The sequence below is a fragment of the Microcoleus sp. T2B6 genome (assembly GCF_036700475.1).
Lineage (GTDB): Bacteria > Cyanobacteriota > Cyanobacteriia > Cyanobacteriales > Microcoleaceae > Microcoleus.
Genome location: NZ_JAUBOZ010000003.1, coordinates 42158 through 66675, shown reverse-complemented (window position 1 = coordinate 66675; position 24518 = coordinate 42158). Strand labels below are relative to the sequence as shown.

General features: G+C 43.8%; 20 protein-coding genes and 1 pseudogene. 11 read left to right on the top strand and 10 right to left on the bottom strand.

Translation table 11 applies throughout. The features are described from left to right. Positions 1–24: 24 nt before the first annotated feature. A complete protein-coding gene (locus tag QUA00_RS02090) occupies positions 25–147 on the bottom strand; it encodes a hypothetical protein (protein WP_333408540.1) in 123 nt (40 codons plus the stop codon). A 140-nt stretch (positions 148–287) separates the two neighbouring features. After that, positions 288–419, bottom strand: coding sequence for a hypothetical protein (locus QUA00_RS36730; RefSeq protein ID WP_445305714.1), 132 nt, complete (start codon positions 417–419; stop codon positions 288–290). Between the two features lie 376 nt (positions 420–795). Between QUA00_RS36730 and QUA00_RS02080 the strand changes: the two genes are divergently transcribed. The 3 genes and pseudogenes from QUA00_RS02080 to QUA00_RS02070 form a co-directional block, all read left to right on the top strand. Continuing rightward, positions 796–6105, top strand: a complete 5310-nt coding sequence (locus tag QUA00_RS02080) for an ATP-binding sensor histidine kinase (protein WP_333408539.1) — start codon at positions 796–798, stop codon at positions 6103–6105. 170 nt (positions 6106–6275) lie between these two features. Beyond that, positions 6276–7817 (top strand): ATP-binding protein, encoded by a 1542-nt coding sequence (locus QUA00_RS02075; RefSeq protein WP_333408538.1) that lies wholly within the window; start codon positions 6276–6278, stop codon positions 7815–7817. A gap of 716 nt (positions 7818–8533) precedes the next feature. Continuing rightward, positions 8534–8776, top strand: a pseudogene (locus tag QUA00_RS02070) (hypothetical protein); the annotation flags it as partial. A 14-nt stretch (positions 8777–8790) separates the two neighbouring features. On the opposite strand, the gene QUA00_RS02065 reads toward QUA00_RS02070, so the two are convergent. Then, positions 8791–9483 (bottom strand): hypothetical protein, encoded by a 693-nt coding sequence (locus QUA00_RS02065; RefSeq protein WP_333408537.1) that lies wholly within the window; start codon positions 9481–9483, stop codon positions 8791–8793. 28 nt (positions 9484–9511) lie between these two features. After that, positions 9512–10906 (bottom strand): HAMP domain-containing sensor histidine kinase, encoded by a 1395-nt coding sequence (locus QUA00_RS02060; protein WP_333408536.1) that lies wholly within the window; start codon positions 10904–10906, stop codon positions 9512–9514. Between the two features lie 118 nt (positions 10907–11024). Here QUA00_RS02060 and QUA00_RS02055 point away from each other — a divergent pair, with 118 nt between their 5' ends. After that, the gene (locus tag QUA00_RS02055) at positions 11025–11192 is read left to right on the top strand and encodes a hypothetical protein (protein ID WP_333288331.1); all 168 of its coding nucleotides are present in this window, start codon (positions 11025–11027) and stop codon (positions 11190–11192) included. A 106-nt stretch (positions 11193–11298) separates the two neighbouring features. Next, positions 11299–11622: a DUF3155 domain-containing protein gene (locus tag QUA00_RS02050; RefSeq protein WP_006635576.1), complete on the top strand. Its 324-nt coding sequence runs from the start codon at positions 11299–11301 to the stop codon at positions 11620–11622. Between the two features lie 364 nt (positions 11623–11986). Here the strand turns inward: QUA00_RS02050 and QUA00_RS02045 are convergent, their stop codons facing one another. The 3 genes from QUA00_RS02045 to QUA00_RS02035 all read right to left on the bottom strand — a co-directional run bounded on the left by QUA00_RS02045 (position 11987) and on the right by QUA00_RS02035 (position 13781). Next, on the bottom strand, positions 11987–12520 hold the full coding sequence (locus QUA00_RS02045) for a cofactor assembly of complex C subunit B (protein ID WP_333319968.1): 534 nt from the start codon (positions 12518–12520) through the stop codon (positions 11987–11989). A gap of 320 nt (positions 12521–12840) precedes the next feature. Next, positions 12841–13233: a PadR family transcriptional regulator gene (locus QUA00_RS02040; RefSeq protein ID WP_333139606.1), complete on the bottom strand. Its 393-nt coding sequence runs from the start codon at positions 13231–13233 to the stop codon at positions 12841–12843. 344 nt (positions 13234–13577) lie between these two features. Continuing rightward, complete coding sequence (locus QUA00_RS02035) at positions 13578–13781, bottom strand: DUF751 family protein (RefSeq protein WP_190657763.1); 204 nt, start codon at positions 13779–13781, stop codon at positions 13578–13580. A gap of 50 nt (positions 13782–13831) precedes the next feature. Here QUA00_RS02035 and QUA00_RS02030 point away from each other — a divergent pair, with 50 nt between their 5' ends. Beyond that, a complete protein-coding gene (locus QUA00_RS02030; protein WP_333139604.1) occupies positions 13832–13969 on the top strand; it encodes a hypothetical protein in 138 nt (45 codons plus the stop codon). Between the two features lie 88 nt (positions 13970–14057). Further along, the gene (locus QUA00_RS02025; RefSeq protein WP_333139602.1) at positions 14058–14933 is read left to right on the top strand and encodes a DNA adenine methylase; all 876 of its coding nucleotides are present in this window, start codon (positions 14058–14060) and stop codon (positions 14931–14933) included. Between the two features lie 225 nt (positions 14934–15158). Here QUA00_RS02025 and QUA00_RS02020 read toward each other — a convergent pair whose 3' ends face one another. Both QUA00_RS02020 and QUA00_RS02015 read right to left on the bottom strand, forming a co-directional pair. After that, complete coding sequence (locus tag QUA00_RS02020; RefSeq protein WP_333139600.1) at positions 15159–15641, bottom strand: PD-(D/E)XK nuclease superfamily protein; 483 nt, start codon at positions 15639–15641, stop codon at positions 15159–15161. A gap of 27 nt (positions 15642–15668) precedes the next feature. Then, positions 15669–16604, bottom strand: a complete 936-nt coding sequence (locus QUA00_RS02015) for a metallophosphoesterase (protein ID WP_333408535.1) — start codon at positions 16602–16604, stop codon at positions 15669–15671. Positions 16605–16707: 103 nt separating this feature from the next. On the opposite strand from QUA00_RS02015, the gene QUA00_RS02010 reads away from it, so the two are divergent. From QUA00_RS02010 to QUA00_RS02000, 3 genes are all read left to right on the top strand, one after another. Further along, entirely contained in the window at positions 16708–17739 is a 1032-nt protein-coding gene (locus QUA00_RS02010) for a hypothetical protein (protein WP_333408534.1), read from the top strand. Between the two features lie 183 nt (positions 17740–17922). Then, on the top strand, positions 17923–18066 hold the full coding sequence (locus QUA00_RS02005) for a hypothetical protein (RefSeq protein WP_333408533.1): 144 nt from the start codon (positions 17923–17925) through the stop codon (positions 18064–18066). Positions 18067–18823: 757 nt separating this feature from the next. Continuing rightward, complete coding sequence (locus QUA00_RS02000; protein WP_333408532.1) at positions 18824–19075, top strand: hypothetical protein; 252 nt, start codon at positions 18824–18826, stop codon at positions 19073–19075. A gap of 48 nt (positions 19076–19123) precedes the next feature. Here QUA00_RS02000 and QUA00_RS01995 read toward each other — a convergent pair whose 3' ends face one another. Continuing rightward, complete coding sequence (locus QUA00_RS01995) at positions 19124–19246, bottom strand: hypothetical protein (protein ID WP_263053614.1); 123 nt, start codon at positions 19244–19246, stop codon at positions 19124–19126. A gap of 64 nt (positions 19247–19310) precedes the next feature. Between QUA00_RS01995 and QUA00_RS01990 the strand changes: the two genes are divergently transcribed. Continuing rightward, positions 19311–24431 carry a DNA/RNA non-specific endonuclease gene (locus QUA00_RS01990; protein ID WP_333408531.1) on the top strand — a complete coding sequence of 1707 codons (5121 nt, stop codon included), beginning with the start codon at positions 19311–19313 and terminating at the stop codon, positions 24429–24431. Positions 24432–24518 lie beyond the last annotated feature (87 nt).

The window sequence follows — 24518 nt, the reverse complement described above, 5'->3', positions numbered from 1 at the left end:
GAAGGAAAAAGAGGCGCACCATTGTCAGCAACAGGCTTTCCGGCCTGTTCCACAAGAAAATTTATCTTTTGTGGAACAGGCACCATTGTCAGCAACAGGCTTTCCGGCCTGTTCCACAAGAAAATTGATCTTTTGTGGAACAGGCATCTTGCCTGTTCCTAAAAACCTAATTGAGAAGGGTGCAATATCTCAGATGCAACCGGAAACCCTCTCAAATGTCTCGAAACTATGACATCCTAATAGTTTTCCCACAAGTGTTACCGAATTTATTAGGGTGGTGTAGTGAACTACCTTGATTCGTTAATTGCCCGAAAACCTATACGATTGACATACATTTTTAGGCATTCCGGTTTCACAGTCTTGCTGTAACAAGGCGTGGGACTCATAATCAGCGATCGATTGACAGCTACATTTGACACAAATGTGGTTCTGTTTTCCTTTTTTCTTAGTGTTTTTACGGATATGGGTTAATTTGCACTCGCTTTCATTGTATGGTGATTCCCCCTATTTATACTCTAATTATGCAAGGCCCAAATCTCCTATGAAGACTAACGGCGATCGCACTTCACTCTGTTTTGCCGAATTTTACACGAAACTGTGGAGCGATCGGACTCCTGACCGGAATGTTTAGCCCTCTTATTTTTAAGAAATGTTAATAAAAAATAACTTTTCTTTTTACACTGAAGTTTTTCTTAAATTTTCGGATATTATTATGTATTAGAGGATACATTTACTTAATTAATTAACAATTGCTAAAAAATAATTGAGTATTAATACTGACAAGAGGATGTAAGAATGATTAACTTATCGGGCTACGACATTACCAACCAAATCCATGAAAGTAATAATTCTTTAGTTTACCGGGGACTGAGGAAGCAAGACAAAAAACCGGTAATTATCAAATTTCTCAAACAAGATTATCCGATGCCAGCTTCGTTAGTCAGATACAAGCAGGAATACGAAATCACACACAATCTTAACCTAGAAAGTGTCCCTCAAACCTACAGCTTAGAAAGATACCATAACAGTTTGGCTATCATTTTCGAGGATTGTGGTGGAGACTCATTAAAGCTCTGGTTGGCTTCTCACCAACTTACCTTAGAAGAGTTTTTATTAACAGCTATTAAAACAACCAGGGCTTTAGGTGAAATTCATCGACATAAAATTATTCATAAAGATATCAATCCCAGCAATATTATTATCAACTCAAGCACAGGGCGAGTTCAAATTATAGATTTTGGCATCTCTACTGTTTTAAAGCGCGAAAATCCTAGCCTGAAAAATCCTAATGTTTTAGAAGGCACTCTGAGCTATATATCGCCGGAACAAACAGGCAGAATGAACCGAGCGATAGACTACCGCACTGATTTTTACTCATTAGGAGTAACTTTTTACGAAATGCTAACGGGGCAAGTGCCCTGGGATTACAGCGATGCAATGGAATTAATCCACTGTCACATTGCCAAACAGGCAGTACCGCCCCACCAAATCAATCTAGAAATTCCTAAAGCTGTTTCTAATATTGTGATGAAGCTATTAGCGAAAACCGCTGAAGCCAGATATCAAAGCCCTTGGGGAATTATCGCTGACTTAGAAGAATGCCTAGAACAATTAAAAACTACGGGAGGAATTGCAGATTTTGCCATCGCCCAAAAAGATATTACAGATAAGTTTCAAATACCTCAAAAACTTTACGGCAGAGAAACAGAAGTTGAAACCTTATTAGCAGCCTTTGAGCGAGTCAGCAGAGGCAGCACCGAAATGATGCTAGTATCCGGTTACTCTGGCATTGGTAAATCCGCCTTAGTACAAGAAGTTTATAAACCAATTACTAAAGCCAGAGGTTATTTTATTGCCGGAAAATTCGACCAATTTCAACGAAATATCCCTTACGCCGCCGTTGTCAAAGCATTTCAATCATTAGTCAAGCAACTCTTAACAGAAAGCCAAAATCAACTCAATACCTGGAAAGAAAAAATATTAGCTGCTGTTGGCGCTAATAGTCAAATCATTGTCGATGTCATTCCTGAAGTAGAATTAATCATTGGCCCACAGCCCGCCGTACAAGAATTAGGCGCTACAGAAGCACAAAACCGCTTTAATTTAGTATTTCAAAAATTCATCCGCGTCTTTTGTTCAGTTGACTATCCCTTAGTCATCTTTCTCGACGATTTACAATGGGCTGATGCCGCTACATTGAAATTGCTACAAGTAATGCTCGCCGATGAGCAAACCAACTATCTCTTTCTAATTGGTGCTTATCGAGACAACGAAGTCAACCCATCTCATCCTTTAATGATGACTTTGGACGAGCTGCAAAATGAAGGTGCAAGCATCGAGCGAATTACTTTAGCTCCCTTACACCTTCACCACATAGTTAACTTAATTACTGATACCGTGCGTAAAGACCAAAAATCAGCGCTCCCCCTCGCCGAGTTAGTGGTCAGTAAAACTCAAGGCAATCCTTTTTTTGTCAATCAGTTTCTCAAAACTCTCTATCAAGAAAACCTGCTGAGATTCAATTTTCATGAAAGAAACTGGGATTGGAATATTTCCGAAATTGAATCCGTAGGTATTACTGATAACGTCATTGAATTGATGATTGGGAAATTGAAAAGACTGCCCGCATCAACTCAGCAAGTTTTGCGGTTGGCTGCTTGCGTGGGTAATAGTTTTGACTTAAACACTCTTTCAATTATTAATGAGAAATCTTGGGGAGCCACGTTTCAAGAACTATTGCCAGCCATCCAAGAGGGATTAATCTTAACTACTTCTGAGTTAGGTGCTACCGAATCAGAAATAATTAACTCCGACTTGGTAATTACTACTTATAGATTTTTGCACGACCGCGTGCAGCAGTCAGGTTACGCTTTGATTGACTCAAAACTGCAAACAGCAATTCACCTACAAATTGGTCGTCTGTTACTGGCAAATATTTCTCCTGAGCGACGCGCCGAAAGAATTTTTGAAATTGCCGATCATTTAAATTCGGGTCGGAATTTAATCATTGATGAACGCGAGAAAACTGAACTAGCTATTTTAAATTTAACAGCCGCTCGCAAAGCCAAAGATGCAACGGCTTATGCTGCTGCCAGAGATTACTTAAAATTCGGTCTAGAAATTTTACCGGGCGATATTTGGCAAGAATCCTACGAACTAGCTTTTACCTTTCATAAGGAGCTAGCCGAAGCCGAATATTTAAACGGCAATTTTGAAGAATCAGAAGCTTTAATAGAAGTGGCATTTGCCCAGGCTAAATCAGAGCTAGAAAAAGCCGAAATTTACAACATTTTGATCGTGCAGTACACTCTGCTAAGTAAATATCAAGAAGCAATTCAATCTGGATTAAAAGCCCTTCAATTGCTGGGCATAGACTTGGATGAAGATAATTTAAGCGAGGCGGTTAATGCGGAAATGGCGGCAGCTAAAGCCAACTTGGCTAACCAAGAAATTGCTGCATTAATTAATGCCGAAAAGATGAAAGAGCCGGCTCAACAAATGGCTATGAAATTATTGGGTAACATGGGGCCGCTAACGTTCTTTTCATCTCAAGAACTGTGGAAGTTGACTGTGATCAAAGCGATTAACCTTTCTCTCAAGTACGGTTTTGTAGCGGGAGGGTCTTACTGCTATTCATGTTATGGAATTATCCTGAATTCAATTTTAGGGGATTACCAATCGGCTTATGAGTTTGGCAGACTCGCTCTGACTCTCAGCGAAAATTCAAATAACTTGTCTCAAAACTGCCAAGATAGTGTGATTTTTGCCAATTACTTAAACTGCTGGGTGAGACCGCTCAAAACTACGGCGGAAATTAATAACGAAGGTTATAAAGTTGGCTTGCAATCTGGTAATTTGCAATGGACGGGTTATAACCGGATGTTTCAAACTATTACCTATTTCTTCCAAGGCATGAATTTGAATAACCTTTTGGAAGATATTGGCAAGTCGCTCCATTTCTGCTATCATACTAAAAATTTGTGGGCTATTGATATTATTATTGCTAATAAGATAGCAATTTTAAATTTGATGGGCGAAGAGGATGAAGTTAGCGAAAAACAGCATTTAGAAAATTTTCAGGGCCGTAAAAGCATGGCAGCGCTGTGCGAGTTTTATGTTTTAAAAGCGCAGACTTTATATCTTTACGAACAGTATAGTGAGGCGCTAGAAGCATCTGAACGCGCGGCAGAGCTGATCGATTATTTGATGGGTCATATTTCTAGTGCTCATCATTATTTTTACCGTTGTCTGATTTTAACTGCTCTGTATTCAGAGGTTTCTGAATCGGAGCGAAAAGATTACTGGCAGCAATTAGAAGCTAATCAGAAACAAATCAAAGTTTGGGCGGACAACTGCTCGGAAAGTTTTGCACATAAGTTCTCGCTGGTGGCGGCAGAAATGGCGAGAATTTCAGGTCGAGATTTGGAGGCGATGGATTTGTACGATCGCGCGATAGCTGAGGCTAGAGAGCATGATTTTATTCAGAATGAAGCGCTGGCGGCGGAACTGGCTGCTAAGTTCTGGTTGGGGAAAGATAAAGAAGAATTTGCCCACATCTACTTGACTAAAGCCCACTATGGCTACCAATACTGGGGGGCTAAACGTAAAGTTGAGAGTTTGGAGGAAAAATATCCCCAATTAATAGTGAGAACTTCAGGGAAGACAACTACTCAAACAAAGGTTAACCGCACAACGACGGCGACTACTAGCAGCAATTTGGGTGAGACGCTAGATTTAGCTACGGTGATGAAAGCTTCTCAAGCGATTTCGGGTGAAATAGTTTTGAGTAGGTTGCTGGAAAGATTGATGAAAATTGCGATCGAGAATGCGGGGGCGCAAAAAGGTTTTTTGATTTTAGAAAAAGCGGGAAACTGGGCGCTAGAGGCGGAAGGTTCGGTGCAGGAGGATGAAGTTAGTGTGCTGCAATCGCTTCCTCTCAATCCGATAGCAGCTTCTGGGGGAACTCCTTTGCTGGCTTGTGCGATCGCCAATTATGTGATTCGCACTCAGGAAAATGTGGTGTTAAATAATGCGGCCCAAGAGGGACAATTTACCCGCGATCCTTATATTGCAGCCACTCAACCGAAATCTATTCTTTGCACTCCTCTGCTGCACCAAGGTAAGCTGACAGGCATTCTTTATTTGGAAAATAACCTGACTGAAGGGGCTTTTACTACCGATCGCCTAGAATTGTTAAAACTTTTATCGGCCCAAATTGCTATTTCCATTGAGAATGCTCAACTTTACAAAAATTTACAGGAGTTTAATCAAAACTTAGAGCAATTAGTGAGCGATCGGACTCAACAATTATCGAACACCCTAGAGGCTTTAAAAGCCACCCAAACTCAGCTAGTCGAATCTGAAAAAATGGCATCTCTGGGAGGATTAGTTGCTGGTGTTGCCCATGAAATTAATACTCCCATCGGAGTGGGTGTCACGGTTGCTTCAGCTTTGGCAGAAAATACCACAGAATTTGCCTCTCTTTATAAAAGTGGCAAAATGAAGCGATCGGATTTAGAAGAATTTGTCGATATTGCTACCCAAAGCAGTAAGGCACTTCTAATTAACCTAGAGCGCGCGGCAGCCTTGATTCAAAGCTTTAAGCAAGTAGCAGTAGATCGCTCTAGCGAAGAACGGCGTACTTTCCAGATCAGACCTTATCTTGATGAAATTTTATTACAATTAAAACCAAAGTTGAAAAATAGCCCACATTCGCTTAAAATTAAGGGAGATAGCAAAATTGCTATAGATTCTTATCCAGGAGCCTTGTCCCAAGTTGTGACAAACTTGCTAATCAATTCTCTGATTCATGCCTACGAACCAGGGATTTCTGGGGAACTAATCTTTGCTTGGGAGCAAGAAGGCAATCGGCTAAGGTTTGAATACGCCGATGAAGGTAAAGGTATTCCCCCAGAAAACTTAAGTAAAATTTTTGATCCATTCTTTACCACTAAGCGTGGTCAAGGTGGCAGTGGGTTAGGGTTACATATTGTTTACAATTTAGTCACCCAAAAACTAAAAGGTGAAATTGAATGTCTAAGTGAGGTGGGAAGAGGAACCAAGTTTATTATTAAATTACCGATGCAACTTGATTCACCAATGTAGAGTTACAATTCCGATTTCCTGGCCAAGATAACTAAGTAAGTTCACCTCATTAAAAGTAAAATAAGGATGACTGAAAAGGTTGCTGTCTAACTCTTCTCCCTTCTGCCTTTTGCTTAACAGGTTTTCTAACTTCAAACCTACACATTAGTAAAAAATAAAGGTGTACAGCAATGAAAAGTGATTTTGACGATTTCTTAACTCCACCATCTCCAGAAACAGTATACTTTGCCGAAGTAATGGACTCGGATGACGAGATATTATTTGCAGATGAAACCACAGAAGAAAAACTGAGTGAAAGCTGGAAAATTTTAGTTGTAGATGATGAGGCTCAAGTTCACACCGCTACCGAAATTTCACTAAGGAAGTTTGTCTTTGAAAATAAATCTTTAACCTTCATTAATGCTTACTCCGCTCGTGAAGCTAAACAGCTAATCCAAGAAAATCCTGATGTTGCCATCATCTTACTTGATGTAATTATGGAAACAGATGATGCTGGCTTAAACTTTGTTAAATATGTCCGAGAAGTTTTAGGCAATCATTTAGTGCGAATTATTTTACGCACGGGTCAACCCGGACAAGTACCTGAAAAAAGCATTATTATCAATTACGATATTAATGACTATAAAACTAAAACTGAATTAACGACATCAAAGCTATACACTACGATTCTAACAGCTTTGAGAAGTTTTTCTCTGAGTCAGAGTTTGCAGGCTGAAATAGAGCGACGCGAACAAGTAGAGAAAGCACTCCGTCTCAGTGAAGAAAAAGAGCACCAAAAATCTGTTGCCTTAGATCATTTTGTCAAAGAACTCCAAGAAACACAACTCCAGCTAGTTCAAAGTGAAAAAATGTCTAGTCTCGGTCAATTAGTTGCAGGTGTGGCTCATGAAATTAACAATCCGGTTAACTTTATTTACGGCAATCTCTCCCACGCCAACGACTATATTAAAGAACTCATTAATATGGTGAATCTTTACCAAAGGTATTACCCGCAACCCGAAGCAGAAATTATCCATGAAATAGAAGATGGAGAGTTGCCATTTATCATAGATGATTTACCAAAATTGCTTTCTTCCATGCAGTTAGGGATCGAACGCATTCGCAATATTGTTCACTCTCTACGCAATTTTTCTCGGTTGGATGAAACTGAAATTAAATCAGTCGATATCCACGAAGGCATTAATAGCACTTTGATGATCTTACAGCACCGACTAAAGGCTAAGTCCGATCGCCCTGCTATTAATGTGATCAAAGACTATGGTGCATTGCCGCTGGTGAACTGTTATGCCGGTCAGCTCAATCAGGTGTTTATGAACCTTTTAGCGAATGCTATAGATGCTTTAGAAGAGCGGCTAAGTAGAGAAAGAGAAGATGGTGCAGCTTTTCACCCCCAGATTTTGATTCGGACTGAAGTTGTACCAGGCAATTCCCATGACAACATTAGCTCGGATTCCCGCATCCTGATAACAATTGCTGATAATGGTTTGGGCATGACAGAAACAGTTCGTGCTAAACTTTTCACTCCCTTTTTTACTACTAAGCCCATAGGAAAAGGTACAGGCATGGGATTGTCAATTAGCCGAAAAATTCTAATAGAAAAGCACTGTGGTCAATTGGAGTGTATTTCTCAGCCAGAGCAGGGCACGCAGTTTATTATTGAGCTGCCGACTATCTGTAAATGCACTAACATCGCCGCCCTAGCGAATGCCTAGAAAACTCATCGGGCTGAATTGATCGTATACCGTTTTTCAGTTGCATGAGAATAGGGTAATTGCTAATTGGTAATTGCTCATTAATCAAAATTATGACTGAATTTTTCCCCGCAGCAAGTCCCCCCCTTCTGGGGTCGGGATAGCCGCTGGGGCTTTAGCCACATTCTTCTAACTTAGAGCAGATTACAGGTTTATGAAGTAAACCCCTGATGGCTCAATCCCCGTAGGGGAATGGCATTGCCGTGTCTAAAGCTGCACTTCATAAAGCTGGGATACGCTGTAATTGTATTGGTTTTCAATATATAGCCTTTCTCAGTAACATGAGCTGCTCACGCGGGCATAGGGCATAGGGCATAGGGCATAGGGCATAGGGCATAGGACTCGCCCCCATACCTCACAACGCTTGAGAACCGCTATATTTCTTAACAATATGTTCGCAGACGTTACCAACTGTGTCGTAAAAATACAGCATAAGCTGTTCTGCCTTTAAATTGTATGTCAAAAAAATTTAAAGTCTTGTGGGGAGTAGGGGTTGGGCGTCCCGCCCGCCCTGAATATACAGTTTAAATGCGCGACAGCTTATTCCATATACAGCGTATTCTAGGTTTATGAAGTGCACCCCAGAAACCGGGTTTCTTTACAGTTCTCGTATCATTACTGATTCTGTTGCTCGAAACCCGGTTTCTCGCGATCTACATCTACATGGAATATGCTGTATCACAAGAGTTGAGGGCGAAAATACAAGGTTAAGACATTATTTAGCTCGTGTGAAACCAAAAAATATTTGTTATTCTCACTCAGGCAACTTGTTGCTAAGACATTCCCTTCGATTTTTAATTCACTATCTAAAATCTGCCGCTCTTTCAATTCCATATCAAAATAAAATAAATTATTTGGCTTTTAGGCGATCGCCGGCGTTGCTTAGTGATACCCTAATTCAGCCAGGCCTTTTTTTGTAATATCATCGAGGCGCTCAACGTTCTTCCCTCTGCTGCAAATGCCGCCAAACTTCATGATGACAGACGTACCAAAAATACAGGGCTAAATTCAGAAGAGCTAATAATTTAGTGCCATCTTCTAACATCGCGTGTACTCCTTGATTTCGCAAGTGTAAAGGATCCGCAAACCGCGAGATAGCAAACAAGAGGAATGCTGCGACTAATGGCAGGTAAGGAGTGGTTTTGATGTATCGCCAAAACTTAACTCCGTAAAGGAAAACAGCACTACCATAACATAAATTAATTAATTTGCTAGATATTCCCAATCGAGAAAGAATCAAAGTCATCCGAAACCTGTCATCCAGGAAAAAGACTCCGAGTAGTAAAGCACTAAAAAATAAGAAGATCGCCGATCGACTCCGCGGGTCTTTTTGGCGCACCACTCCGAAAGTAAATGCACAAATTGCGACTGGGATGCACCATAGGACTTCGGAAACTCCGGTGAGAATGCCTTCGTAAGGGAACCAGAAATTAAAAGGATCGCTAAACAGGCGTTCAACTCCGTCTCCCTGGTTGTAGAGTTTGGCGTATACGCTCAGCGCGCCCAAAATCAGAACAGTCAGAATGTTAAAAGTAGCTAAAAACGGTACACCCAAAAGGTTCTTCTTGAAAACTTTTAAAGATTTTGAAAACTTGGAATTTTTATCAAATAAAGGTAGAGGCTTCATAAAAAATGTCTCTAAGCAATAGAGTTCGTTACTTATTCACGGGTAGCCAAACCACAAAGGTAGTGCCGCGATTGGTTGGATATAAATGAGTTTCCGCCGAGGGCAGCCATTCAGGATTGACTGGGGAAAATACTTCTATTTCTCCTTGCATTTGGCGGACTAAATCGCGGGCGATCGCCAAACCCAATCCTGTGCCGGGAATTTCGGTCTGCGCTTTTTCTCCCCGGTAGTGCCGCTCAAATAAATGCTCTAAATCTTGGGGGGGAATGCCGGAACCTGTGTCGCTGACGGCAACTGCTATGGCTGGCAATTGGCTGTATCCTTCCCGATCGCCATCCGCTGCTTTGTACCTTACTTTAATATAAATTTGGCGACCTGCAGGGGTATATTTCAAAGCATTGTCAATTAAATTGCTCAAAACTTCGCGCAAAGCTCGATCGTTCGCGGAGACTGGTGGCAAATCCGCCTCGATGTCGGCTACCAATTTCAGATTCCTTTCAGATGCGATCGCCTCGGCGGAAATTAACAGCGGTTTTAAGACTTCTGCCACAAAACAACAGGATTCCTGCAAATTGGCCGCAGGTGACAGCGACAGGGGAGAATGCCGGATTGATTCGACATTGGACATTGCTTTTTCTGAAGTGCCCGATCGCAGTTTTAGATGTGCTTCGCCGGTGTCAACAGTTCGATCGAACTGGCTGAGCAACTCTTGCAGCCGATCGCTCTCTCGGACAATACTAAAAGCCACATTGCGGTTTTTGTCTTCCGGTACCAGCCGCCGCGCTAACAGCTTGCCAAAAGTTCGCAACGCTGTCAGCGGACTTTTGAACTGATGCAGCAAATTGTGCATCGTGTCGTAAACCTGAGCCTGGATTTGCCGACTCGTACCCAATTCCTGCTGCATCCACTGCGATCGCTGGTCTAAAATGCAGGCTAGGGCTAAGGTGCGAGCAATTTGTTGTATTTGAGCCTCCTCTCGCTCGTTCCAAGGCCTGTCTTGCCTACCGCTGACTAGAAGTCCCATTACAGCTCCCTCGTGTATCAGAGGCGTCACAATTTGCATCCGCTGCTGCCACACATTCTCCGGGCCTTGGCACTGATGGGAAGTGCGCTCCTTACCCGGAAGTCGATCGGGTGCGATCGCCCCTACCGTTGATTCTTCCCCAGGCCCAACAGGCGGCGCCAGCAGTCGCGGTACCGGTTTCACTGTCGAGCTTTCGGAAGATTGCAACCTCAACCCCTGATTTTCTTCCGATTCGGCTGAGGTTTCTGGGTAAACGGAGATCGGCACCAACTTTGCTTCGCTGCCTTCTACGAGCTCTTGTGTCAGGTATACCGCGCTGAATTTCGCTCCCAAACTAACGGCGATGGCTACCTGCGAGCGGCAAAGTTTGACAAATTCTGAACTGGCTGGCATTAACATGAGCGCCACATCATTAAGATATCTAACGGAATTCTAAGTAAATTACAAATGATCGGCCACCGATTACTGATGAGAGACTTCTAGATTTCAGATTTATTCCCTTTGATAGAAGACAGCTATGTTGAAGGCATGGGGCTTTCATGAACCAAAATTGCCCCGCCTCGCCGTCGGCGCAGCTTCCACCGATCCCCAAGCTTGGCTCTTGCCGGAACTTGCGGCCAACCATACCACAACCGCTACAGTTTTGTCGATCGGCACGAATGTTAAGATTATGTCGATATATTAAAAACAGTTGATTTTTTGAGCTAGAACGGATATACTGGCCTCGGATTTGGTAGCTATCATTACAACCTGTCTGCTCATACTGTCTGCTCACAGAGGAGGTAAAGAAATTGGCCAGGAGACGCAAACGCAAGAGTCGCCGCCGACAAGAAGGACGCAGAATTTTAGAGTGTGTGCCTCAATATAGCATCGAGAGCGGCGAAGATAAACCCGTAACAGCGGCTCGCAAGTTCATCCATGCAGAAGGCATTGCTCCCCCAGCTTTGCTGTTAGTCAAGCGTAACGAGCATACCACTGACAGATACTTCTGGGCTGAAAAAGGTTTATTTGGAGCCCAATACGTAGAAGAAAACCATTTCTTGTTTCCCAGCTTAAAGGTGATGTTGGAAGCTACCACGGAAAAAATTCCTGTGGTGTCAGCCAGCCGCGCATAGCTCAAAAGGTTTAGCTCAAAACAGTGACAGCAATGTTTTTCTAACTCTTTTAACAAAAGCGCGAGATTTCTCATTGTCTGGAGAGTGCCAACTGAAATTTATGCGAAAAGTCCTTAGAAATTAGGGTATAAGGAGCCATCGCAACAGGCTCGATCGCAGCCCAAGGGCGATCGCCACAATTGGCACTTTCACGATAATGGTTTTTTTTTGACGGTTTTGTCGATCAAATTTGTCGATCAAACAAGTGGATCAAAAAAACAGCCACGGGTTTATCAACGAGAAAGCCGCTCTTGAGCCATCGGTTTGTCAGCTAGAAGTCTAACTACGGCATCTAGCATATCAAAAAACGTTCCGCGTCAAACTTTTAATCGATCGGTTTCAAATCTAAAGCTTTTTGCATGGCTGCTAGTTCATCCCGGTGAGCTCTGACAGTAACAAAGCTCTTGGTTGGGCTTCCCGACTCAGCAACTGATTCGAGTTTGAGCGAGACTTGCTCAGAGCGTCCAGCTTTTTTCCAGTAAAATACCCCCGCCAGCGGGGACAGCAGTACCAAAGCTAGGAAAATTTGACCTTGTTGGGGAACTAGCATTCCCAAAACCAGTCCCAAGCACAGAGCGCCGCCTGCACTCAGCAGAGTTAGAAAAATAGCTAGAAACCAACTCGGCCGCACAAAACCCTCAAACGTGACTTTATAGTTGGGGGCATCGACGGCTGCAACTCGGTAAGCTCTCTGGGCAAAATACTGTTGTAGCTCGGTTAACAGTGACTCTTGGGCGCTCTCGGAAGCCAGCTTGACTTGTTCGATTCGATCTTTGACTGAAGCCTTGATGAAGAAAAACAAGCCAACAGCCAGCAGTAGCGTTAGCACAAAGGTAGAAGGAAGAACAGCAGTATCCATCGGTAGAAGTTTGTGTAATTTAAATGATCTACTATTACTTTACAGAACTTTACATACGAAAGCGATCGAGGACTTACGCAGACACTTTGTTATCAAAATTCGCAGAAAGCTTCTTCTGCAAGGCGTTTTGCTCTCCATCACCCAATTCCCCTATCTCCCCATCATCCCTAATTCTCAAGTGACCGTGCGTAAGTCCTGACGTTGTGTAGCTGCTTTAATCGGTGTGCGGCGGGCGATCGAGCAAAGCGAAGGCAATCAGGCAAATCGCTTTGCAAGTAGCGCCAGCATCTCCAGGGTTTAGGCATCCGATTCCAACTCGGCTAACCCGTCTGACCAGTTTCTAAGGCGCGGGAACGACGCTCGGACGCGCCGTTTCCCTGACCAATGTACTCGTGCCAGAGACGAGCGAGGTCTTGAGCTTGGTGCCGCCACTCAGGGAGGATTTGATACATCCGGCGGGGGCGGCCGCGTCCTTCTACTTTTTTCCAGTAACCGGTGATTACGGCTTCATCTTCGAGGAATTTCAGAGCGCTGTAGAGAACGGTATCAGAAAGTCGGTAGATGGGGAATTCCCTCTCTAGTTGGCCAATCAGTTCTGTACCGTAGGAATCTCCGCGCAATAACACGGAGAGAATGTAACACACAGCTAATTCCTTGTTTAGATAAACAGGAGGGGGGTCTTGAAAAAATTGATAGATATGTTCAAACTTCATCTGTCTTGTCCGCTGGAAACTCTCGTGATACCGTCAGGTTAACGGGAGAGGAAAGCGGGGCGGGGTGTGCCGCTTCCTAATGATTAAGTGGGACACCGGGGAAACAGAGGTGCAGTATTTCCCCAGTGAATGTTGATAGCCCCAAACGCTTGTCCTGCACTTCGGTAATGTTTGCCTGCCCCTTGGTTGAGCAGCGCGGGCGTAACTAGCGCAATTTTTTTCCTCTTCCAATGTATCGCAACGACTATTGTCAAGTGTGCGATCGCCTGCAAGAGTTGGCAGTTACTTGGGGAATTAGTGTGTTAACTGAATTTGCCGTTGGTGTTTGCGTTCAAGCGCAGGCTTTAAACCGAACTCAGGCCTAACATAGCCCGCAGTGTAAAAGTTAGAAAGACAAAAGTCGCTACAATCGAACTAATCAGGGCGATCGCAGTTGCCGGTCGATCGAGCAGGGGCTTGAGTCGCTCGAACAGGAAAAAGAAAATTCCCAGACATATCGTAATGAAAAAGCGCGGGTAGCGAGAGACGTTATTAATAAAATCTTGCATGAGCTTGGTGGGGTAAAGTGTTACAGCACAATCTTTGACTGGTAACACTTGTGAGCGAGTTAGACAATTTTGGCACAGCCGGAGCTAAATCTGCCGATCGGGCGCTCGGGCATTTTTGCCTAGGCTTAGCTGACATATATAATTCTAACGAAAACTTTTCGCCGATCGCTCCGGCACTGTCTGTTTAATGCCACGCGACCTCCGGTAAGAACTTCAGAAGTATTTCTATTGAGTTCTAGTTGTGATAAATATTAGAGGGCCGTTATTTCTAGATAAATGTCTGCTGCCGCACCTTCTTTCGTCTTGCCACGTCCCTTTCTGAAATGGGCAGGAGGCAAAACTCGGTTGATTGGACAATATCAACCTTATTTTCCTGAAAAGTTCACAACTTACTACGAGCCTTTTTTGGGCGGCGGAGCTGTATTTTTTTACTTAGCACAGCAGCACCCTGGTTTGCAAGCTGTTTTAACAGATATTAATCCTGAGTTGATTAATGCTTATCGCTGTGTCAGGGATAAAGTTGAGGAGCTAATTGAGCTTTTGTTCGATCACCAGTCAGAACACAGCAAGGACAATAAAGATTATTATTACTCGGTGCGATCGCGCTCCTACACAACAGATACAGAAAAAGCAGCACGCCTGATTTACCTAAATAAAACTTGTTACAACGGCCTCTACAGAGAAAACTCAAAAGGTGAATTTAATGTTCCCATAGGTCGATACAAAAATCCTAACATTTGTCAAGCCGATTTACTGCGATCGGTCTCATCTTTACTCGCGCCCGCTCAAATTGAAGTCAGAAAATTCGATGAAATTTTGGATTTTGCTACCAGCCGCGAAGACTTTGTTTATTTTGACCCGCCTTATTATCCAATCAGTGCCACCAGTAACTTCACCACTTACAGCCGGGATAATTTCAAAGAATCGGAACAGCTTAAACTGAGAGATATTTTTGCCCAACTTGCAGAACGGGGCGTGAAAGTTATGCTGTCTAATTCCAACTGCGATTTTATCGAAAAAATCTACCGCGATACTCAAGCTTTCCCAAATAAATCTCTGCCAAAACTCATTGAAATCTCAGCATCTAGGGGAATTAATTCTAATAGTTTGAAGCGCGGGAAAATCAAGGAATTATTAATACGTTCATTTTAAATATTATTTAAGCCAAGTCTATAATTAAGGAATGAGAATTAAATAACTTACAATGCGTGATGGTTCTTGTGGGATGGGCGTCCCGCCCGTCCAGAAAGGGCGGGCTATAAGCCCAACCCTACTCCCCACTTTCAAGAGTGTAAATTATTTAATTCGCGATCCTAAGCATATTTTGTAGGAGCAATACCTAGTTTCGCCAGACGCGGCAAAGTTGCGTAATTTCTGTTACAGATATTTGTTAGCCCAGGTAATAAAACCTTCTAGCTTGTGAACTGCCAACAGATTTTGATTGTCAGGAATTTGTTTTTTAAACCAGTCGATCGAACCTTGTCTCATACCATCACCGCCCACTATAACAATAGTAGGAACCCGATAGCAATTTTTTATATTTAAATTGAGGTAAGGATACTTCTCGTCTACTGAACCTTTGTCTTCTTGCCACTTGCACTCAACAATTAGACCCAGAGGAAATAAACCGCAACCAACAATATAAAAATCGACATTTATTTCAGTTTCATAGATACTAGACCCGATATAAACCTGTTTAGCATATCGCTTGGGATTTTCAGTAGAGATTAAGAGCCAATCTCGCTTGCGCTTTTTCGGCAACTGGGGGCATATTTCGAGATATCCGTGGCCTCTCAACGTACCTTCTACAGTTGTTTCTAAAACAAAACCAGTTTTATTGGCTCTAAAACCCCTATTCATTTTGTTTCCTCCTGAATATAATTTGAATTAAGCCGATCGCACTTGAATCACCCCTCTATCAAAAACCCGTTTGTCAGTACCGATAGAACTGACAAACATCCGGTCTTCATAGACATCAAACGTCGCAAAACTTAGGCGGCTAGCAGAATACTCCGTCCACTCAGAACGCCCCACCGGACGAGTGCCCGCGCCGGCCCCACAAATTAAATAAGTCGTACCGTTAATCGAGCGAGTGCGTTCGTAACTGTGCTCGTGTCCGTTGATATAAAGCTGCACGCCGTACTTTTGAAACAAAGGCGCGAAAGTCTTAATAAAAGATTGATTAGATCCGTAGACGCCAGAGGAATAAATCGGGTGGTGGCCGAACACAACTTTCCAAGGTGCGGTGCTCTGACTCAACTCTTTTTCCAGCCAAACAAGCTGATTTTTCCAATCCGCATTGTGATTGGTATCTAAAGCAAAAAACTGTACCGGATCGCGCCGAAAAGTATAGTAGCGACCTTGCATATTAAAACCCGCATATTTAACTTGCGGATCGCCGTTAGCAGTGCGGATATCGTGATTTCCCAGACAAGCATAAAATTTTACACCTTGCTGTAATAAGGGCTGATAAGGTCGCTCGAAAACAGCATTAATTTTTTCAATTTCGCCGTTATTGTAGATATTGTCGCCGGCGAGAACAGTAACATTAAAAGGGTTTTCCCGGTGATATTGCGCCATCGCCTCAGCGACAGCATACTGACCTTCAGCCCCGGTACCGGTGTCGGCTACCGAAATAAAGCGTAAAATAGGCGGTGAGGCCGGCAAAGGGACGATCGCCCTTTCTGCCTCAACGTTAGAAGGGACAGCAGCGTTGGCATCTGTACCCCAGGCAGTCCGAAGCTGAAACATTTTCCAGACTCCGGCAAAACCTAAGCTGCTGAGACTGCCTAAAATTAGAAAGTGACGGCGTTTGATGCTCATTTTGATTCAGTTACAACTAATGAAATGATAAATTAAGGTTGAGATGGCTCAACTAAAAATTTATCGCTTTTAGATATATTTGCAACGCCCCAAGGCAGAGAAAATGTCAGAAGAACAACTAAACCAGTCAACTCCAGAACCCTCTCAATCTCCGACACCGGCGGTTGATTCGGCCGCAAAGTCTGCCCCCACTGGCAGCAAAACTCAAAAGGCCAGCAGCGCGGTTCCCAAAAATCAGAGAATCAAAACTTTGATGGCATCGATTGGGAATCTGGGAAAAAAAGGCCAAAAATTACCAGCCGAACCCGCGTTGCAGCAAGAAAAGCCGATCGCGCCCACCGCTTCTGACTCAGCAACAGTAACTCCTGCGGCTGTTGCTGCGGAAGTTAACAGCGTGCCACCAAAAGTTGCTGTAAAAGTTGATAAAAAGCCTGTATCCCAACGCAGGGAAGGGAGCTTTTTACAGAACGTCGGTATACTTTGGCAAAGTATTGTGCGCCTAGTGCGATCGCTACTGCCACCATCTACGAACCAGAAGCTGTCCGATCCAATTTTAAACGCCGCCATAGCAGCAATTCTAATCGTTGCAGTCGGTTTAACTCTCAACAGTTTCTCCCCAAAACCGCCGGAGAAAGTAGCAAAAGTGCCTTTGCCAGCAGCGCAGCAGTCGCCGCAAACTTTTGATGATTTTCTGGCATCGGGAACGCCGAAATCCCCAGAGGCGATCGTACCGTCTGGGCAAATCTCTGCTAAATTCAAAAGCAAGTTGCCCGATTTAGTGACGCCGGAAAAACCGCAACCAGTAGAAATTATCCCACCGCCACCGCTGACGCCCGAACAGTCTCTGATTGCTGCGATTCAAAATCAAGTTACTGACATTAAGAATCGACTGGGAGGCGGCTTAGTTGAGTCTGTTCAAGCTAATTTTGCCAGCAGCATTTTGACAGTAAAAGTCGCTGAAGATTGGTACAAACTCAGCGAACTTGAGCAAAATCAACTAGCAACGAAGATGTGGAAGGAGGCTAACTCACTCGATTTCAGCAAGTTAGAAATTGCGAATATGGAAGGCAAGTTAATAGCTAGAAGTCCGGTTGTTGGTTCGGAAATGATTATTTTAGAGAGAGGGATTAATTAGAATTTAAAGAGTCTGTATCTGTACACCATCTTACCAGCCTTAAAGTCCAGGACGCATAACATAATTATGTAGCGTGATGCCTGCGTACCTTACGGCTGTTGATGTTTTTGAGGAATATCGAACTTTTCCCAACTCCTACAGAATGCTGGCATTAAATTAATTAAGTTTGAGGAAAATTGAAAAATGACAATTTTAACTCAAGCCGAACAATTAGAAATTCAATATCCCAGGAGCGACGGAGAGCGGATGGCTGAAAGCGACATCACGCGCGATTACATGACTTACAGCGTTGAAGCTGTTGGGAGCATCTCATATTTGTATTTGTAAAAATACTTCTTCTGGCTCCTTCCTTCTTCTGGCTCCTTCCTTGTTCCTCTTTCCTTGTTCCTCTTTCCTTCTGCCTCCTGCCTCCTGCCTCCTGCCTCAAAACTCCAATTTCTAGCGGAGGGCTGCAAAGGTGAGATGCTCCCAAGCTGTCAAGCTTTACTTTCAAGAACGTTCTGATGTTTACGTGTCAGCTAATTCTTTCATTTATTATGAACAAGGGAACAACAGGGAGCATTTCATTTTTGCAAAAAGCATTTTTTTTTACAGTGCGAACTATTGAATATCTCGCACTATAAAAGCCAAAGAGAGATGCTCCCGTTGTTCCGTAATTTCCAGTCAGTAAATTTAAGTAGGCTTGAAATGCGAGCCTACAACAATCTAAGTATTTTGGCTGAGTAACGTACATTACTTTGATAAAGAATCTGTAAAAATTTAACAATTCAATCACAATTTATCAGTCAAACAAACTAACTAGCGCAGCAACCTTCACATATGCTCTGCTATTAAGTTGTTGCGGACACTGCCAGTTTTCCAGTACCCGACGGAAAATATCAGTAATTTCCGTGATTGACTTGCTGCCGAAAATACGGGAACATTATTCTTAATAAAAGCTTGGCAGCTCACTAAAAATCACGCACTAAAAACTTGATTAAGTCCGAATCCACACATTCTTCTTGAATGAAGGGTGAAGCGCATCAATTAGTTAGTTTGAAACTATCACAAGCAAACAGCTCACTCGCATCTACGGAAATTAAACATGAAACTTGTTAAAGATTCACCTTTTAACTCTCAAGATCCGTTTCAGAATTTCCTCGCCCCAGAATTCGAGATTGATACCAAAAACTTACTCAATAGTCAAGCTTACGCCAGCAACATCTCAGAAAAAACACTCCCTCCACTTCGGGCGGCTGACAACAATAGCGCTGAAGACATCGCCAGCTTTTCCAACTCCCTCAGTTTGAGTCAGAGCTTCCCCAACACAGATTTTACCCCCCCCCGCAAAAAATAGCGCACTGGATGCTCTGACTGGGGAACTTATAGGTGAAAGGGATCTCGACTACTCAGACAAAGATGCTTTAATCGGCGAAAGACGCGCATCCCAACTCGCACCAACAGCTTCTAATCCCAAAGCACCTCCCATCATCCAAAGTGCCGAACTTAAGTTTACAGACAGCAACAATCAATCTTTTCCCAACAATCAACCCGTTCTCTTCATCACGGGTACTAATGTATTAGTAGATAACTTGAGCGACCCGTTAGGCAGCCGATTCAGCGACTTAACCGTTAAATTTATCGTAGGCAGACAAGCTTACGAAGGAACAGTTTTGACAGACAAAAGTCGCAAATTGGCAAACAATCAATTTGAAATCGCCGTTCAAGTTCCCAACACCTTACCGTTAGGTGAATCCCGCATCGTCATCAGCCGCAAGCAAAACGAAAAAGTTAGCCCAAATCCCTCAGAACCAGCCAAAGAAGTTAAATACGATAGCAGTCCTTACCGAATAGAAAACAATACAGAATACATCTTTGGCGCGCAGTGGACAACAGATAAAATCGCAATTATTAACGGTGCAAATCCCGAATCAGTCGTCACAGCTACTAATAGCAGCGACTTGTCGATTGCCAGCGTTTCTGTAGGCACGGATGGTATACTCGATCGACCGCGAGAACTAACTGTAACCAGTGACGGCAACCGTGCTTATGTAGCGATGGATCGTTCCGGGCGCATTGCTTTAGTCGATCCGATGACCAGGCAACAGGTAGACACTCAGCCGAATACCGCTGGTATTAACCCGATAAATTTGCCCAGCGGTGCAGAACCTCGATCCATAGTCATAGACCCCCGCGACCAATACGCTTACATCGCAGACGGAAAAATCGGCAGCAACTCCATCTACGTTCTCGATATCAACCCGTTTTCCTCAACCTATCACCAAGTCACCCAAACCATCCCAGTCGGTACAGCCCCGAACGGTTTGCGACAAATAGCCATTAGCAGCGACGGCAAAAAGCTGTTTGTTACCGCACCAAACGGCTCGAACAGCAAAATTTACGCTGTTAACATCGACCCCAAAGACCGACCCAGCGACCCCAGTCAGAACCCCAAAAAGTGGAATCAATTAATCGGAAGTATCACAGCCGATGAAGGAGTAGAAGGAATAGCAAGCACCGTCAATCCCTTAGCCATGACCTTTACGAACAGCGGCAAAGATAGCAACGGATTTGGGGTATTGGACATTACTAATAATGACCCGGTGAGTTTTGCTGCTACCACCCGATATGCAAGTTTAGGGCTGGGTTCCAGTTTTGATTACTTTGATGTGAATGAGGGAGTTTCGGTAACGGTTTTACCGGATGCTAGCTATGCGTTTGTTGTGGGTCGCAATGCGGACACGAAATTTTTCGGTCAGGAATTGCCCAGCGTGGATGGAGACCCGCGGGCCGGTAGCAATATCGGCATTATCAAAGACCCGCTGACCAATCCGCAATTAGTGGCGGGAACAAGACCAATTCCCGACGGATTTGCTACTGATTTAGCGCTTTCAGGTAATAGCAAGTACCTCTATGCTTCCTATCCCAATTTGAGCGGTGCTAATGGCAAGGTGTATGTCTTTGACACTGAAGAATTCGTGAAAACAGTGACCAACCCCGGTCAATTTCAAATTGATGCTAAAGGTCGGGGTGTCGGGCTGCCTTTGTTCGACAGCACTACCGCACGAACTGCTACGGTTGCTGACCTTTCCACAGTGCCCATTGATAATATTAACCCAGCGGTTAGTGTTGCTGCTGACTTCCAGATTCTGATTGATGCGAACAGCCAGTATACTTACGGCGTGCCGCCTGGTAGCAAGCGAGCTCCTGTTTCTGCGACTAACTCTCGCGGTTTGGCTGCGACACCGCTGGATTGGTTGGATTTAATTGGGCCAGGTGAGAATACAATAAATGACTTGACTCCGACTTTTGACTGGAACTTCAGCATTCCTGATTCCCAAATACGCGAAGTTAATTTGTTTGTAAGTACCTTCCCAGAAGGTGAGGGTCTGTTGCCTTGGGACCAAGTTGTCAATTTATCGGAAGTGCTGCCCAATTCCAACCTAACTCAAGAGGAAAAAAGACAATTTTTGAGTTCTCCGTGGCAAGAGTTTGATGACTTTAATCCCAACCGCATTCTAACAGCAACTTGGAAGCCTTCGGGTGGCTGGGTTTGGAATGGAGGTGACAGGTTTGGAGATAACAACAATTTTACCCTCGATCCAGACCGGACTCTTACAGCAGGTCAAACCTATTATTGGGCTGTCGAAGCAATAAACGCTGAGGGAGAGCGCAATCTTGATTTTGGGGAGTTTAATACACAACTAGAAAGCTCTCTTTCTCCGTTCAGAAGCGTCACTGTTCTCACTCACGGTTTTACACCTCCGATAGTTACAGAAGCAGTAATTCCCGCTAACTTTTTTGACATCGCAAACAACATCGCGGATGCAGGGGGTGGGGGTTTGATTATTCGCTACGATAAGGGTACAGGTTTCTGGGTTCCTGTGGATAAATATGGGGCTGTGATGCAAGACTTCCCCGCAGGTCAAAATCCAGAAACCACAACAAATTACCTCGAACAATTAGCTACTTACATATCTGACAATTACAGCGACAAATCTTTAGTGCTGCTGCCTGATTGGGCTCAAAACAATGAGTCAAGTGTTCCTGATTCTGGTTTTACAGAAGGTGCAGCAGATGCTTTCTACGCATCGTTAGTACAGCTAGACCAGGCTTTGGGAGGAAGTATTGGACAGCGCGACTCTCAAGGGAATCTGGTGAGTCTTTACGACAGCAAAGGCAATCTAATTCGCAACCAAGGAGACTTGTTGAGTTCCCCCATGCACTTTATTGGCTTCAGTCGGGGCACAGTTGTTAATAGTGAAATTGTGCAGCGCTTGCTGACAGCATTCCCCAATGCAGGCGGAACAAATCAATTCGGCCGTGATTTTCAAGTGACAACAATCGACCCCCACGACTTCGATCAGGAGAGTCTTTCGCTGGTGGGGATTGGAGGGTTTAGGAACTTCTACGAACCCAAGGTGCAGACTTGGGAAGGCATTACATTTGCCGATAATTACTACCAAACTACAGCCGATCCGAGTGGTTTGGGGTCGTTTACTCCGAACGGTCGAAATATTCCTGACCTTCTGCCACCAGAAGATACTAGCAATCAACCCGGACTTCAGTTTCCCAAAGATGCAAATGGCAATCTCCTCGGTGTCCCCGATGTAGTCGAATTTCTGGGAACTCGTTCTAGGGAAACGGACTATGCTGAGAGTCGGGCTGGCTTCAGCCGACAAACCGATGCTATTCCGGTAATTGGGGGTGGCTTAGGCGCTACTCACGGACGAGTTCTCAATTGGTATTCCGGCAGTGCGAATCTGGGTTTAACGGAGTCGCAACCCAGCTATGCGGTGGATTGGCTCAAAGATCCAGTTTACCGCCGCCGCAGCGATGGAGGTTACGAGGTGTTGTTCGATGCCGACTTCTACGATACCAATCCCAACCGCGTCAATCCTTGGTACACCCCAGATCATACAGCAGCAAACTTTGTCCAAGGTAGCGCTGAGGCTCCTTGGGAAGGAATTGGGACTGGATGGTTTTATTCTATAAATGGTGGCGGTGAACGTTTGCGGCCAGAAACGCAGCCGCGAGTGCCGCTAAGTTTTGACAATACTTACAGCACCAGAATGCGCGGCGATGCTAGTGTTCCGACTCTTTTTAATGGCAATTTTGATGCTGTTACCGATCCGTTTGGGGGGAATTTGAGCCAGGTTCGCAGAACTATTTCTAACGCGCTACCTGGGTGGTCATTCCACAACGGTCAACAAAATCCAAATATTGATTTGGTTCAAAATTTGGAGGACGTAAAGTCCATTAAAGGAAAAAGCGAAACAGACTATGCCTTTAAACTAGGAGCCAACGGAGTCAAAGAAATTGTTCACAATCGGTTTGTTGTTCCCGATTGGGGAAATTTACGCTTTGATGTTCATGCTCCTGTCAAAAAAGGAAACCTGAAGGTCACGTTGGAAACGACAACAGGTACAGAGATCGCAAAAACCACAATAGACCTGAAAAGCAATTTGCAAAAACTCCCTTTCAACCGCAACGAAAATGTCAATACCCCAGAAAAGCTCGATCTGGCTACTAATATCTACTTAGGTAATGCTAATAAGATTGGATTTGGTGGAGAAGGTTTTGAAACTTTCCAGCTTAACTTGCAAACTCCTGATGAAGTGACACAGCTTTACCGAGGGCAACCAGCTACTTTGAAGTTTGAATTAGAAGGAGGAGACCATGTTTTCATAGATAATGTCTTCTTTAAGAGCGACCACCTGAGATTGGGAAATCCAACTGAAGCAAGATGGGATATTAAAGCCCCGGAGCAAAATCCATATCAAACCAATTTGTTGCTTGAAAAACCTCAGTATTCCTCATCTTATAATGCCGTTACTGGGCTTCCTAACTGGGTAAGTTGGAAAGTTGACAGCTCTTGGAGAAATCGAGTTGAGGGAAGAACAAATACTCCATTCATAACCGATCCAGGCTTGCCTGGTAGTCCTCAAGTTCCGAGCTGGCCTAGAATTGATGGGATAATGTATACAGGAACGGGTTTGGATAGAGGTCATCTTATCCCTAACCAAGATAGAAACAGAAATGAGAAAGATGCTCAGGCTACCTACCTAAGCACAAACTTAATCCCGCAAGCGCTCGACAATAACCGACTTTTCCCCAATAACAGAGGTAGATTAGACCCAGATATTTCGCCTGCATGGTCTAGAATTGAATCAAAATTAGTTGAGCAGCTAATCTTTGATTACAACAAAAAACTTGATATTACTGCTGGTGTTTTTGATACTAAAGAACAGAATTGGTCTATCCAGCCAAAAACTAGAGCACCTGAATTACTTACGGAAGCGCCCAATCAAGGAAATACAGATCCTACAAATTTAGAAGCTAACGGAATTCGCATTCCTGGGTGGGCATGGAAAACAATCTTAGTTTCCAATCAATCAAGTTTTGGGGTACAAGATGTTCTTGGCAGTTACACATACATTACGCCCAATATACCAGAACCTTACACGGACTGGAACGGGCAACCAGCAGTCCCGAACCCACTTAATCAACTGTTAGGTGAAAACCGCGAGCCTATAACAAGTGCTGAACAATGGCGAAGACCTAATACATGGAAGATTTCTATCGATCAGCTTGAAAATCTTCTGAATACTCAGGGTTCTGACACGGTTTTTAACTTTTTGTCAAATCTTCCTGAAGATGTTCGCAATCGAATTAAACAACAGAGCGATTTCTCGTTTCCACCACCTCCCTAAGTCCGACTTGCTCAGGATTTACGCAGAACTATTATGAAATAGGTTGGGGAGATATCTAAATGTTCAAAACATTACAATTTTCTCAAT